Genomic DNA, 12605 nt, shown 5'->3' with positions numbered 1-12605 from the left:
TCCATAAGATTCCAACTACTTTATCTTTTTCATGGGAAATGCCTGTCTGGCCATTTTTCCGTTCATCATACCGGAGATCTCAGCGAATAAAGAATCTTTGCGGATCTTTTTGTAAGTGATCGTTTGAGGGAAGTCATTTTCCTTATTTTCAAATACTAGCGAAGAGGAATTGGATTTTGGGGTTGATACAAAATCAACAGGCTGTTCATCATGCTGTCCTTTTACAGAAACAATATAATGCAATTTGCTGTCCTTTTCCACCAACTGTACAAATTCAAACATAATGGTATCTTTTTTATTCAGGTAATAGCTTTTTGCCTGAAACTCGCTATCGCTTTTTCGGGACCAGGTCTCGTAGAGGCTTCCTTTTGGTGTTTTGGTTTCCCATGTTCCGAGAAGCCAGTCCAGTTTTTTGATTTCATTTCTTTGTGGAGCCCAGCCGCCTAAGATGAGTACACCGATAATGGCAGGAATTAGTTTTGTTTTCATTATGGTTTATTTTATAATCACAAAATTCATCATAAGTGAAGCATCAAAATTGTAAAAATGCGACATCACAAATCTTTCTTATAAAACAGCGAAGACATCTGTAGGTTATGGCCGTAAAATTCTTTGGGAGTAAGTCCTGTAAATTCTTTAAAATCTTTAATAAAATGAGCCTGGTCATAATATTCTGACTCATGAGCAAGGGTAGTAAAATTGGTGTATTCCTTGTTCAAAAGAAGAGTGAGAACCTTCTGAAGTCTTATAATTTTGCAGAGCTGTTTGGGACTGAGGCCAATAGAAGAAGAAAATTTTCTCTCCAATTGTCTGCGGTTAATGTGCGTCTGCTCAGAAAGTGTATTTACAGACATTTGACCATTAGCATTCAAAAGCAGGTCTACCGTGGACTTTATAATCCGGTCTACTGTTTCTGTATTCAGTCTTTTCAATAGAAATATTTCAACAGCATTGATTTTTTCCTGAATGGTTGGTGCCAGAATAACCTGTTTTTCAAGTTCAGTTCCTGCTGTGCCAAACAGTGTTTCCAGAGAGACCGCCTGATCATCCATTTCTTTAATAGGAATGGTAGCAAACGGAATAAACCCTTCATGATGAAAACGTATAGAAAAGATGCCTGTAATACCGGTGGGTTCTATTTTCAAAGGCTGGGTTAACTGTCCGAAAACACAGCTTCTGGGTTGCACAACTGCTGCTCCGTCAATATATTGTTTGTACAGATCCCCATAATGAAAAATCATTTCCATACAGCCGTCTGGAACAATGGTTTGAGATTGTGGAATCTCTTCCTTTGGGCTGTCAAGAGTCCAATAGCATTTTATAAAAGGAGCAAGATCTGTATTGGGCTGAAATGTTTGGTAATCCATAGTACATCTATATTCTGATTCTATAAAATTATTAAATTAATAAGATAGTTGGGGAATTAATAAATAACATTATAAAGTTTGTTTTAAACACTTGAGAACACTTAAGAAAGTCTAATGTCTTCCTGCATTATAAGTTCACTTCAGCAGAAAAATCAATGATTATCTAAGAACTTTAGTGTACTTCATTATATACGCAACGCTTTAAACTTAAGAAGCTAAAGCGTTTAAAAAACTTTTGTGGCTAAAGTAAAAATTTGTAAACCATGTCAGGGGGTTGAACCTTGACATGGTTTGTTATTTCGAAAGAATCAATAGCTTTATTTAGTATTGTACTTTCTTCACTGAAATGACTGTCTGTAAAATAACAGAAGTGATAATCAGCGAAAGGCCTATATAAAATGGAAGTCCAACTTCTTTGCTTTCTCCAAAAAAGAGAAAAGCTATAATGATGGCATAAACAGGTTCCAGATTGAAGGTTAAATTCACAGTGAATGCCGGAATTTTCTTTAAAACCTCTGCAAAAGCCACATACAGTCCCACAGTACAAAAAAGAGCCAAAACACCCAAATAAGCGGTGTTTTTCAAGTCAGGTACTATGCTATCTGACGGGAAAAAAGCGAGGTAAACGGGCATTAATGCTCCGAGGCATAAAGTTCCGCCAATCATCTGGTAAAAGTTGATGACTTTGGTGTCAAAATGTCTTACCAGACGGTTATTGTAAATGGTATAAAGCGCTCCTAAAGCCGAAGAAACAACCCCTAAAATAATTCCCAGCTGGTAAGAGGAATCGAAATGAAAAATCAGACTGATCCCCAGCAAAGTCAAAGTGCTGAGAAGCAGTTCTGAGATCTTAAATTTCTCCCGGTCAATCAGAGGTTTGAAAACTGCCGTAAAAAAACTGGTGAGACAGTAGCAGACCACCCCGATTGAGATATTGGAGTATTTGATGCTGGCGTAGAAAAAAAGCCAGTGCATGGTAATGAGCAGCCCAGCTTTAATTATACGGATCTTTTCCTGTGTGGAAATTTTATACGGGATTCTCAGCAGTTTTAAAATAAAGAATAAAATGACAGAGGAGAACAGAAGTCTGTACCAGACCAGTAATCCTTCATTAAGGGTGATTAGTTTTCCGAACACGCCTGTAAATCCGGCCAGAATAACGGCCAGATGCAATAATACATATGATTTTTTCATTGAGAATGAACTGTAAAGATTTGAATTAATATTTTTTTGTCTGAATCTGAAGCATAAGAATTCCAGCCATTATATTTTAAGGGCATAAGAACGCTTCAAATTAATTTGAAAATATTAAGGTGCCGGAGGAGGCAAACAGTTCGCTCGGTTCATATTGATATGTTGAAAGTCAAATATAGGAAAAATATTTTTTAAGCTTACATATAAAAAACATTAAACTTATGACCATCAGGATCGGCAAATACAAAACCATAATAATGATCTCCAAAACTTTCCGGTTCTGAAATAATGGTTCCGCCAGCTTTTTCGACTTCTTTGGCCCATGCATCTACCTGATCTTTAGTCTCAGCTGATAAAGTGAAAACGATTTCATTTACTTTCTCTGTGTCACAGAATTGTATTTGCTTCAGGTTAGCTTCTATGATATGTTTTAGAAAGAAATGAATAATAAAATCCTTTTCCCCGAAAAAGAAGCTTACCAGTTGATCGGAAGTGTGTGGGCCATTGGGTTTAAATCCCAGGTCTGTATAAAATTTGTACGTGCGTTCCAGATTGGCTACAGCCAGATTGGACCAGATCATTTTAGGTTTCATATTACTTTATTTTTTGGTTAGGATAAAGGTATTATGTTTGGGATGAATAAAAGCTGTCATGTGACAAGATTTTGTACTTTTAACGAACCGTTGGGAATTATAAAAAATACGCTCCAGGAAGTAGAATCATCTGCGAAAGACTAAGGACTGTTTTTAAAAATGATGTAATTTAGTACCCACCGGATTCAGTCCGGTTCAGGGCATTGATATGGAATTAAGAAAAGAAATAGAACCGGATTATGATACGGCAGAAAAGCGGTATCCTGAAATACTTAAACTTATTTTACAGTATACAGATTATTGTGATGAAAACGGAGATGAAGATCATACAGCCTACAAAAAGCTTGAACATCAACTTCATGAAATGACAGGGAAGGACATGTCCCAATTCAATCTGTGGGAGTGGTGGGAAGCTGATGGAGCAGAAAATTTAGCCTTTGATATTGCCTTGCCGGAGCCGGAAACAGTAAGGGATATCACAAAAAATGAACTGACCGAAATCGTAAGACGCATGAAAACCTTCGAAATATCTGATGGAGAAAGCTTCAAATCAATGTTTTACAGTCGGATATGCTTTGGAAACGGCTATTATCATCAGTTTTTGAAGCTGAATTTCAAAACATATGATCTCAGATTATTCCAGCGAAATAAAGATAAAAAAGGGAATTATTTTGAATACAGCCAGCAAGAGACCACGGAAAAACTGTGGAATGCCGGAGATTATCAAACTGATTTTAAATAAGTTAAACTATTCAATTTAACATAATGTATACAAAAATACTGGAAAGACTGAACGTTTTAGGTGCAAATACAGATGCTGTAAGCCCAGAAAAAAGCTTCGCGGAGAACTGGAAAAGCCTGACATTCAGCAATTATTTATATGACAAGGAATGGGATGTTTACGGAATAGATCAGTTCTACGAGAATAACAGAGTTCTGTACAGCAGTGACAAGGAAGTTTTCTACATCAATCTGCTGGAGCATTATTTTTCAAATCATGAACAGTTTTACGGGCAGCATTTTTATAAAGACTGGCTGTTTACGCCATTTAAAGAAGATTCAAAAGATTTTGGCGAGCTTGAAGGCTTTGTAGAGGAAAATGAAATCAGGGAAACGGTACAGGGAACAGAAATGGAATTTATCTGTATATTTTATTCTTACGGATATCCGGATCATTATTTTGTATGCCTCACAGATCCTGACCAAAATAATCCAACAGTATATGGTACGGATCACGAAAATTATTTTGAGGAAATAGAGAACGAAGGCAACCTGGAAACATTTCTGGAGAAGTATATGACTAAAGAAGAGTTTCAGGAAGTCGTTAAAGAGTATTTGGAAGAAAAATTTGGAAAATAATCGATTCTGGAGCAGTTGTTTGCTCTATTCCATCGATATTATAAAAGTCTTATAATTTATATTATGTTAAATTGAATATTATTGAAGACTTTTCGTAGAATCTCTGTGCTCTTTATTAATGGATTTTTTGCGGATCAAAGATAAACTGATAAGTATAAGTATATTCCTCAGTAAACTGTTTGGAATATTCTGATTTGAACTGTTCTAATACTTCACTAAATTCCCCAAGTCCGGTTTCTGTTCGGCGATGCCATTTTGAAGCTTCAATAACTTTCCACAGTCCTCCAAAAGTTTGAAGATATTCTTCTTTATCATCTCCATCATACCATTTTATGAGGCTTCCTCCAACATTACAACAAACAATTTTTCGGTCAATTAAAATCAGCCATTGAAATTCAGGAGCAATTAAAACGGTGCAATTTACACCACTAATTTCAACCAGGCCCCATTGTCCGGTTGATAATTCGCCAATATAACGGTCTCCATTCCAGGAATGGGTATCGATGTGTTCTGCAAAATATTGAAATGAGTGCTCATCAAACTTCCATGAATAATCACCATTGAAAATTTTGTAAAATCTATCTTCAATTAACGGTGATATATAATCGTAAATTGGAGGAATTATTTCATGTCCGGAGATATGAATAATTCCCCACTTTTTTTCGCCTTCAATACATTTGAAATAACGCACCTGATCATTCTCTGAATCAATAATTTCCGTAATATCAAGCTCTTCAATAGCATCTTTTTTCACGTGGAATACTTTTCCATTTTTCAATTGAAAAATGCCACATTCGAATTTCTTTGAAAAAAAGAAATTGTCGTAAAGATCAATTGGATTCTCCATATTCATAAATTATTATATCATAAAACATCCAAATTTACGGATTGCATTACAATGACAGGACAATTTTTCCAAATAAAGGTCTTTCTCTTTTCGTATCCTGCAATCTTTGATGCGCATTTTTAACGTCTTCGATGGGATATATAGTGTCTATAATGGGTTTTACCTTTCCTGCTTCAATTAATTGGGTAATATGATGAAGTTCATCACGGCTTTGTCGGGTAAAAACGAAATGATAGGTTGCATTTTTTTCCCAGGCATGGATCAGATTTTGAGGCTGTGGAATATCAACCAGCGTTACAATTCTTCCATAACCGGCTAAGGCCAGCGGACCGTCCGATAATGTGCTGCCTCCTATGGTATCAATAATTACATCTACCCCTCTCCCCTCTGTATGAGCCTGTATCTCTTGAATATAGTTTTTTTGATGATGATCGATCACTACATCTGCTCCAAGATTCTGAAGTTTTTCATGTAAAATACTTTGCCCTGTCGTGTATACAAAAGCACCCAGGGATTTGGCAACCTGTATCGCAAGGGTGCCAATGCCTCCTGCCCCTCCAAGAATGAGAATGGTCTCCCCTTTTTTCAGCTGGGCCCTTACCACAAGCATTTCCCACACTGTTCCTCCGATAAGAGGAACAGATGCCGCTTCCTCGTAGCTAAGATTATCCGGCATTCTTGACAGGGACGATTGGTCTGTAAGATGATATTCAGCATAGCTGCCTGTTCCTCCAAAACGTGGAGAATAATACACTTTATCCCCGGGTTGCCAATTTTTTACGGCGTCGCCCACTGCTATAATTTCTCCTGAAACATCATGACCTGTGATAATGGGCAGATCAAAAAATGCTTCATAATCACCCCTTATTACCTGGTAATCAAGTGGATTTACGGAGGTAGCTTTTACCTTTACCAGTACCTGGGAAGGATCGGTGATCAAAGGTGTCGGAACTTTCTCTAGCTGAAGGACTTCCGGTCCTCCATAATTTTTAATGACAATTGCTTTCATAATTAGATATTTCGCTTATTTTCGAAATGATTGATTAAAAAGTTTAAAACACTTTTTGGATTAATTGGTTCAGCGTCTCAATTGCGCCTTCTTTACGCTTGTAATACGTCCACTGCCCTGAACGGGTAGCCTCGATAAGTCCGCATTTTTGCAGCAAACTCAGGTAGTCCGATGTTGTAGAAGGAGATAAGCCTGCTTTTTTGGTAATATCGCTTACGCAAACACCAAGATGAGCATCGTAGTCCTTCAACTCTTCTTCTGGAAAGTGCAGATGAGGCTCTTTGAGCCAGATCAGTATGTTGATTCTGGTTTCGTTACTAAGTGCTTTAAATACCATAATTAATTCCATGGTACAAATATATCGATATTTTCCGAAATACCGAATTTTAAATTTGAAGATCCTTTCAGGAATGCAGAATCAGGTCTTGGCTATTATTCGTTTCTCTGAAAAATTCAGGGAGTTTTTATTGAAAAGTCTCATGCTTTTATAGAGCTTAACTCTATTTTTCCCAAAAGTTTAATAATCCATTACAGTCCGTTGCGATTAAATTAAAACTGCCCGGCACTTCGTCCCACTTGCTCCAATAGGTCACCAGACGTGTCCCTGCAGGAGTTTTGTCGAGCTGTTCTTTTACATAATCCGAATATGCAAAATATAAGTCTTTATCCGGAAGTATGGTATTGTCTATTAAAGATAAAGTATCTATATTTTCGTAAAAAGAATTAAAAAAATAGAAGGCATCATAGTCGGAAAAAGAGATTTCATTGATGTTGGAATGAATAAATTCCACATTGGTAATTTTATGTTTCTCGGCTATTTTTTTTGATATTTTGGTGAGAGATGCTCTTTGCTCGACGCCAAAAAACATTCCTTTTGTATAAGCGGCTCCCACCAGACAAAACTTTCCGACCCCGGCACCAATATCCAGTATTTTACTGTTGGGCTTTTCGGCAAGATACTCAGCGGCCATTTTTGCTATGGCAACTGGGGTCCAGTGCTGGCCTGCCAGTTCTTTTATATGGACGGGATACAGTTCATTAAAGGTACTGTCTTTAACATCAATATTTAATTTGATATCATTAAAAATCATTGGATAGTGTGTATATATTCTTCAATCGTTCAAAAGCCACTTGTTCCCAATACAAAAATCATACTCAAAAATCATAGCTGAAACATGAGTGCTCACAATTTTCTGGAATAGCTTTAATTTACATAATTATTTGATATATACACTATCAATCCTGTATTTTTATCTGATTTTTTATTAAATTTTATCCTGCTTAATTTTTTTTCATAAAAGCGACAGCATCTACTTCTATCAGCATATCATCCAGTGCCAGTTTTGGGACCGGGATTAAAGTACTTGCCGGAAACTGATGGCCTTTCCATACTTTATGAATTTCTTCTGACCATATTTTAAGTTTTTCCTGGTTATGATCTACAATAAGAATGGTAATCTTCAGTACATCTTTGACTTCTAATCCATATTCTGCAAGTACAGTTTCTAAGTTCTGCAATGAGACTCTAACCTGGGTTCTGAAATCCTTAGAGAGATCATGATTGAGTCCTTCTCCTCCACTTTGCCCGGAGATAAATACATACTTGCCCTCAGATTCAGCAGGTGTTGCAGCGTGAGAAAAAGCATAGGGTGTAGGATCAAACAGAGCTTTTGGATTTTTGTAGGTAATGGTATTCATACTCGTTTGTTTATTGTTACTAACCGTATTTTGAGAAAATGCCAGAAATCCCATGCAAAGGGCAGGCAGGCTTAATAGTACAGATTTCATTGTCTCTTTCTTAAATTATTAAAGCAAATGTAGGCTGCTAAATGATAAGAAAACTTTACATATGTTGATGTTATTTTTTTTTAAGGGTAGTACATTTGTAGAATTTTTATAGTGTATTATTGGGGTATTAATTTTTTTCAGGATATTCTACGGGCATTAAATCTTTATAAAGTTAAATTTGATTATGAAATTAAAAGATGAATATACACAGTTATTGAGCATGTACCGGCATCGATGGAATTTAAAAGATAATGGAGATCCTATGGTAACCCATTCATCAGTCCTACAACCGATGGTATGGGATGGAAATAACGTTATTCTGAAAATAGCACTGATTAATGAAGAGAAACAGGGGAACCAACTGATGGTACAATGGAATGGTCATGGTGCCGCGAAGGTCCTTCTTCATGATGACAACAGTATACTGCTAGAGCAGTTATCAGGAGAGACCGCATTATTTCAAATGGCTCAAAATGGAGAGGATGATCAGGCAACCAAGATTTTGTGTGATGTAGCCCGGCATTTACATTCAGTGGAATCTTCTGCTAAATTGGTATTGTCGCCATTAAAACAATGGTTTAATGAACTCTTTAAAGCTGAAGAAAAGGATAAAGCCCTTTTTTCTGAAAGTGCTTCAATTGCGAGAAACCTATTAGAATCTCAAATAAACAGTACGGTTTTGCATGGAGATCTTCATCACCAGAATGTTCTTTATTCTAAGGAAAAAGGATGGCTGGCTATTGACCCAAAGGGGCTTTACGGAGAGAATACATATGAATTTGCGAACCTGTTTTGTAACCCTGATCATCATGTAGCATTAATTCCAGGCAGACTGGAACGGCTGCTTGATATTGTCTGTAATCAAACTGGAATCGACAGAGATCGGATGCTGCAATGGATTGTTGCTTATTCTGCATTGTCAGCCAGCTGGAGTATTCAGGATGGTATGGATGCTGCATTGGCTCTCAGTATCAACGCCCAGGCATTAAAATTACTTTCGTAATTCTTAATTTTTACATTTAATTAATAAATACTGCAACCTTCAAATAAAGACTTTAGCAGTTCACTGATACACAAGCCTAAGTAGTGTCTGCGAGATCATTCTGAGCTGGGGACGCCCAATAACTCTATCCTATGTCTACTGAATCATCGATTTGAATTCAGTTGGTCTTAAGTTCGTGAGCTGCTGAAATGTATTACTGAACGCCGCGATACTGGAATACCCTACTTCATAAGCTATTTCACTGATGCTCATGTCCGAATCTTTTAGCAGCTGCATGGCGTGAATAACTCTCAACATTTTAACGTATTGAACAAATGAAATCTGCAGTTTTTCATTGAATAGCCTGGTTGTACTTCTGATGCTTAATCCAAACTGATCTGCAATGTGGGCCAACGTTAGTGCTTCCTGTAAATTGTCTTTAATATAAACCGTTATTTTTTTCAGGCGTACATCATCTGTAGTGGGAAGCTGAATAGAGAACTTTTTTAAATTTTCTTTAGGCAGTAAATGTTTAAGGGTGGACAAAACCTCATATTCCCAGGAACCTTCAAAGTAATTACCATACCATTGGCCCGCAAAATTGAGAATTTCCGACAGCAATTTGCTGACCGGATAAATACCCAGTTCATTGTAAAACGGATCATCATACTTGTCAGTACTGGGAAAGTAAATATTGGTAATGTAAAGATCCTGAGCATTGAACATCAAGCTGTGGGTATATGCCCCCGGTATCCAGATATAATGATTGGAAGGAATGTAAAAATCTTTTTCCCGGGTCTGTAAATACGCGATACCCCCGAAAACCAGTAACAGCTGCCCTTTCTGATGGTCATGCGGAGGCAAAGCCTGCTCAAGTTGCTGACTCAAAAACAAAATAGAATCCTCATGCTCATCTACTTTGTGCATTAATTCTTTTATATCATTCATAATCCTCAAATATATTCAGTGATCTGCTTAATTTTTTCTTTGGCCCGAATGAGTAAAAATAAGGCTAATAATGCTAAAACAACCTTTGAAATGTGAAATAATTTTGCTGAAGCAAGTTTAAGCTGATCAAAATGAAAAAATACTTAATAGTGCTTATCATCATTTCATGGTGGAATAATAGTAATGCACAGGATAAAAACGATTCAGAATCGCTGAGCCTTGAGCAGGTTTGGAACACTGTAGATGTACAAAATAAAAATTTAAAGCTTGATGATATACAGCGCAAACAGTCGGATTTAGATATTGAAATAGCAAAAGACAGAAGAATTCCTTCTCTGTCGGTATCCGGTAATTATGGTTTAAACACCCACATGCCGATTTACAGTGAAGGGCTGTTCTCAGCACCGGATTTCGCTCCCGTATCGAAGTATGGGTATTCGTTCGGATATCTGTTTAATTTGAATTTGTATAATGGCGGAAAAGACACCAGGAATATTCAGATTAAAAAAGAAGAAAGCATCAGAAGCCAAAATGAATACGATGTACAGAGAAACAATATCCGGTATGCTGTAGCTGTAGCCTATTATGATCTGTATAAATTTTTACAGTTTCAGGAGTTTATTGAATCCGAAATTACAACGGAAAAAAAACAGCTGGCCACTATCGAAAGTCTGTTTAAAAACGGAACGGTACTTAAAAGTGATGTGCTCAGAATCAATGTCAAACTTTCTCAGCTGGAATTAACCAAATCTGATATCGACAAAAAGATCTCCATTGCCAAACAAAGGCTTAATGTCTTTATGGGAAGACATAATGAAGAACCATTATCAATACCGTATAAAGATGCCATTGATCTTAATGCTCTGACTGAAGATTCCGACTATATGGAATACGTGAATCTGGCACTGACAAAATCTCCGGATTTTAAAATTACCGAAAACAATATCAACATCAGCCTGCTAAATATCAAACAGGTCAGATCCAATATTTTACCTAAAGTATCATTATACTCGAGCTATAATTATACCTATCCGCAGACTTCATTTTATCCTTACTCCCAGAACCTTTGGGGATTCGGGCAGACAGGTTTAAAAGTTAGCTTATCACTCGATCAGCTGTACACCAATAAACATGCAGTTGAAAAAGCCCGGAATACCAATGATGAGCAGATTCAGAAAATGGAAATTAAAAAGGATGCGCTTACTGTAGATATCAAAGAAGCATTTTTACAGCAGCAACAGTCTTTTGAGGGGGTAAAAACAGCAGAAAAAAACATCACACAAACCAGCGAAAGTGTCCGTATTATAAGAAACAGTTATCTGAATCAGGAATCGCTGCTGACCGATTTACTCGATGCCGAAAATATTTTACTGGAAGCAAAATTCTCATTAATATCTGCCAACATCAATGTGATATTAAGTCACTTGAGGCTATTGGTGAAAACAGGAATCATTTAAAAGAAACAATTCATTATGAACAAAAACAATACAGATCAGATCATAGTCGCCATTACAAAATGGATAGGAATCATTATTTTGATTGTGGTGATCATTTGGGGAATACTCTATTTCCAAAAAGCAGATCAATATGAGCAGACCAATGATGCACAGGTTGATGCGTACCTTTCTCCCATTAATGCAAAGGTTGGCGGCTATATCAGTAAGATCTACTTTAAGGATAATCAAAAAGTAAATGCCGGTGACACCCTCGTCGTTATAGAACAGGATGAGTATCAGCTGAAAAAAAATACAGCTTCATCAGAGTTGATGAGTTCCCGCGCAAAACTGGATATTTTGGCTGCGAATGAGGAATCGCAACGAAGAAATATAGATGTGATACAAGCCAGAATCTCCGGTTCCAGGGCAAAAGTACAGCAACAGGAGCAGGAATATGAAAGATATAACAATCTGTACAAAGAAGAGTCTACCACAAAACAAAAGCTTGAAAATGTCTATACCACGATGCTGATCAATAAATCAGCTTTTAATGAGACTCAGGCTTCCTTAAAAGCTGCCGAGTCAAAACTGAACGATTTAAGAGCTGAACGTAATGCAATATTGGCAGAAATAAAAACGAAAGAAACGCTTCTGGAGAGACAGAATCTCGATATCAGATATACGGTGATCACAGCCCCTTTCACAGGACAGCTGGGAAAAAAAACGATTCAGGAAGGACAGCTTATTCAGCCCGGACAAACGCTAGCATTTTTAACCAACGAAAGTGCTGAAAAGTGGATCATTGCCAACTTTAAAGAAACTCAAATCGGCAAGTTCAAGGTAGGACAGAAAGCAAAAATTGAATTGGATGCATTTCCTTCAGAAAGTTTTTCAGGTGAGATAGAATCTCTGTCTCCAACTACAGGATCCAGATATTCCCTACTGCCACCGGATAACGCAACGGGAAACTTCGTGAAAGTGATACAGCGGATTCCGGTAAGAATAAAACTGACTGAGACCAAAGCACGTATTGCAAAATTATCGGCAGGGATGAACGCTAACGTTTACATTACAAAATAACA

Annotated in this window: 15 protein-coding genes; 5 read left to right on the top strand and 10 right to left on the bottom strand. The window is 37.0% G+C overall.

What is annotated here, in order from left to right; all coding sequences use genetic code 11:
- Window positions 1-15: 15 nt before the first annotated feature.
- The 4 genes from IW16_RS13195 to IW16_RS13180 all read right to left on the bottom strand — a co-directional run bounded on the left by IW16_RS13195 (window position 16) and on the right by IW16_RS13180 (window position 3154).
- Window positions 16-489 carry a DUF6265 family protein gene (locus IW16_RS13195; RefSeq protein ID WP_034744975.1) on the bottom strand — a complete coding sequence of 158 codons (474 nt, stop codon included), beginning with the start codon at window positions 487-489 and terminating at the stop codon, window positions 16-18.
- Window positions 490-554: 65 nt separating this feature from the next.
- The gene (locus IW16_RS13190) at window positions 555-1367 is read right to left on the bottom strand and encodes a helix-turn-helix domain-containing protein (protein WP_034744973.1); all 813 of its coding nucleotides are present in this window, start codon (window positions 1365-1367) and stop codon (window positions 555-557) included.
- A 321-nt stretch (window positions 1368-1688) separates the two neighbouring features.
- Window positions 1689-2561: a DMT family transporter gene (locus IW16_RS13185; RefSeq protein ID WP_034744971.1), complete on the bottom strand. Its 873-nt coding sequence runs from the start codon at window positions 2559-2561 to the stop codon at window positions 1689-1691.
- 197 nt (window positions 2562-2758) lie between these two features.
- Entirely contained in the window at window positions 2759-3154 is a 396-nt protein-coding gene (locus IW16_RS13180) for a VOC family protein (protein ID WP_034744969.1), read from the bottom strand.
- A gap of 208 nt (window positions 3155-3362) precedes the next feature.
- On the opposite strand from IW16_RS13180, the gene IW16_RS13175 reads away from it, so the two are divergent.
- Both IW16_RS13175 and IW16_RS13170 read left to right on the top strand, forming a co-directional pair.
- Entirely contained in the window at window positions 3363-3896 is a 534-nt protein-coding gene (locus IW16_RS13175; protein ID WP_034744967.1) for a hypothetical protein, read from the top strand.
- Between the two features lie 23 nt (window positions 3897-3919).
- Window positions 3920-4513: a hypothetical protein gene (locus tag IW16_RS13170; protein ID WP_034744965.1), complete on the top strand. Its 594-nt coding sequence runs from the start codon at window positions 3920-3922 to the stop codon at window positions 4511-4513.
- Between the two features lie 115 nt (window positions 4514-4628).
- Here IW16_RS13170 and IW16_RS13165 read toward each other — a convergent pair whose 3' ends face one another.
- From IW16_RS13165 to IW16_RS13145, 5 genes are all read right to left on the bottom strand, one after another.
- Window positions 4629-5360 carry a WG repeat-containing protein gene (locus IW16_RS13165; RefSeq protein WP_165571980.1) on the bottom strand — a complete coding sequence of 244 codons (732 nt, stop codon included), beginning with the start codon at window positions 5358-5360 and terminating at the stop codon, window positions 4629-4631.
- A 46-nt stretch (window positions 5361-5406) separates the two neighbouring features.
- Complete coding sequence (locus IW16_RS13160; protein WP_034744961.1) at window positions 5407-6369, bottom strand: zinc-binding dehydrogenase; 963 nt, start codon at window positions 6367-6369, stop codon at window positions 5407-5409.
- A 43-nt stretch (window positions 6370-6412) separates the two neighbouring features.
- Window positions 6413-6718 (bottom strand): ArsR/SmtB family transcription factor, encoded by a 306-nt coding sequence (locus IW16_RS13155; protein ID WP_034744959.1) that lies wholly within the window; start codon window positions 6716-6718, stop codon window positions 6413-6415.
- Window positions 6719-6869: 151 nt separating this feature from the next.
- Complete coding sequence (locus tag IW16_RS13150) at window positions 6870-7460, bottom strand: methyltransferase domain-containing protein (RefSeq protein WP_034744957.1); 591 nt, start codon at window positions 7458-7460, stop codon at window positions 6870-6872.
- A gap of 190 nt (window positions 7461-7650) precedes the next feature.
- On the bottom strand, window positions 7651-8157 hold the full coding sequence (locus IW16_RS13145; protein WP_223878172.1) for a RidA family protein: 507 nt from the start codon (window positions 8155-8157) through the stop codon (window positions 7651-7653).
- A gap of 184 nt (window positions 8158-8341) precedes the next feature.
- Here IW16_RS13145 and IW16_RS13140 point away from each other — a divergent pair, with 184 nt between their 5' ends.
- A complete protein-coding gene (locus IW16_RS13140; RefSeq protein ID WP_051890207.1) occupies window positions 8342-9160 on the top strand; it encodes an aminoglycoside phosphotransferase family protein in 819 nt (272 codons plus the stop codon).
- 135 nt (window positions 9161-9295) lie between these two features.
- Here the strand turns inward: IW16_RS13140 and IW16_RS13135 are convergent, their stop codons facing one another.
- Window positions 9296-10087, bottom strand: a complete 792-nt coding sequence (locus IW16_RS13135) for a helix-turn-helix domain-containing protein (protein ID WP_034744955.1) — start codon at window positions 10085-10087, stop codon at window positions 9296-9298.
- 131 nt (window positions 10088-10218) lie between these two features.
- Between IW16_RS13135 and IW16_RS13130 the strand changes: the two genes are divergently transcribed.
- Both IW16_RS13130 and IW16_RS13125 read left to right on the top strand, forming a co-directional pair.
- The gene (locus tag IW16_RS13130) at window positions 10219-11544 is read left to right on the top strand and encodes a TolC family protein (protein ID WP_034744953.1); all 1326 of its coding nucleotides are present in this window, start codon (window positions 10219-10221) and stop codon (window positions 11542-11544) included.
- Between the two features lie 15 nt (window positions 11545-11559).
- Window positions 11560-12603 (top strand): HlyD family secretion protein, encoded by a 1044-nt coding sequence (locus tag IW16_RS13125; protein ID WP_034744951.1) that lies wholly within the window; start codon window positions 11560-11562, stop codon window positions 12601-12603.
- Window positions 12604-12605: the final 2 nt, after the last annotated feature.

The organism is Chryseobacterium vrystaatense, from assembly GCF_000737765.1.
In the GTDB taxonomy this organism is placed as follows: domain Bacteria; phylum Bacteroidota; class Bacteroidia; order Flavobacteriales; family Weeksellaceae; genus Chryseobacterium; species Chryseobacterium vrystaatense.
Note: the sequence above shows the minus strand (reverse complement) of the source record. Positions and strands in the feature narration are given on the sequence as shown.

What these genes read in the sequence shown, in the direction of transcription:
- IW16_RS13195 (WP_034744975.1), bottom strand. Translation starts at nt 489, where the DNA reads ATGAAAACAAAACTAATTCCTGCCATTATCGGTGTACTCATCTTAGGC.
- IW16_RS13190 (WP_034744973.1), bottom strand. Translation starts at nt 1,367, where the DNA reads ATGGATTACCAAACATTTCAGCCCAATACAGATCTTGCTCCTTTTATA.
- IW16_RS13185 (WP_034744971.1), bottom strand. Translation starts at nt 2,561, where the DNA reads ATGAAAAAATCATATGTATTATTGCATCTGGCCGTTATTCTGGCCGGA.
- IW16_RS13180 (WP_034744969.1), bottom strand. Translation starts at nt 3,154, where the DNA reads ATGAAACCTAAAATGATCTGGTCCAATCTGGCTGTAGCCAATCTGGAA.
- IW16_RS13175 (WP_034744967.1), top strand. Translation starts at nt 3,363, where the DNA reads ATGGAATTAAGAAAAGAAATAGAACCGGATTATGATACGGCAGAAAAG.
- IW16_RS13170 (WP_034744965.1), top strand. Translation starts at nt 3,920, where the DNA reads ATGTATACAAAAATACTGGAAAGACTGAACGTTTTAGGTGCAAATACA.
- IW16_RS13165 (WP_165571980.1), bottom strand. Translation starts at nt 5,360, where the DNA reads ATGGAGAATCCAATTGATCTTTACGACAATTTCTTTTTTTCAAAGAAA.
- IW16_RS13160 (WP_034744961.1), bottom strand. Translation starts at nt 6,369, where the DNA reads ATGAAAGCAATTGTCATTAAAAATTATGGAGGACCGGAAGTCCTTCAG.
- IW16_RS13155 (WP_034744959.1), bottom strand. Translation starts at nt 6,718, where the DNA reads ATGGAATTAATTATGGTATTTAAAGCACTTAGTAACGAAACCAGAATC.
- IW16_RS13150 (WP_034744957.1), bottom strand. Translation starts at nt 7,460, where the DNA reads ATGATTTTTAATGATATCAAATTAAATATTGATGTTAAAGACAGTACC.
- IW16_RS13145 (WP_223878172.1), bottom strand. Translation starts at nt 8,157, where the DNA reads ATGAAATCTGTACTATTAAGCCTGCCTGCCCTTTGCATGGGATTTCTG.
- IW16_RS13140 (WP_051890207.1), top strand. Translation starts at nt 8,342, where the DNA reads ATGAAATTAAAAGATGAATATACACAGTTATTGAGCATGTACCGGCAT.
- IW16_RS13135 (WP_034744955.1), bottom strand. Translation starts at nt 10,087, where the DNA reads ATGAATGATATAAAAGAATTAATGCACAAAGTAGATGAGCATGAGGAT.
- IW16_RS13130 (WP_034744953.1), top strand. Translation starts at nt 10,219, where the DNA reads ATGAAAAAATACTTAATAGTGCTTATCATCATTTCATGGTGGAATAAT.
- IW16_RS13125 (WP_034744951.1), top strand. Translation starts at nt 11,560, where the DNA reads ATGAACAAAAACAATACAGATCAGATCATAGTCGCCATTACAAAATGG.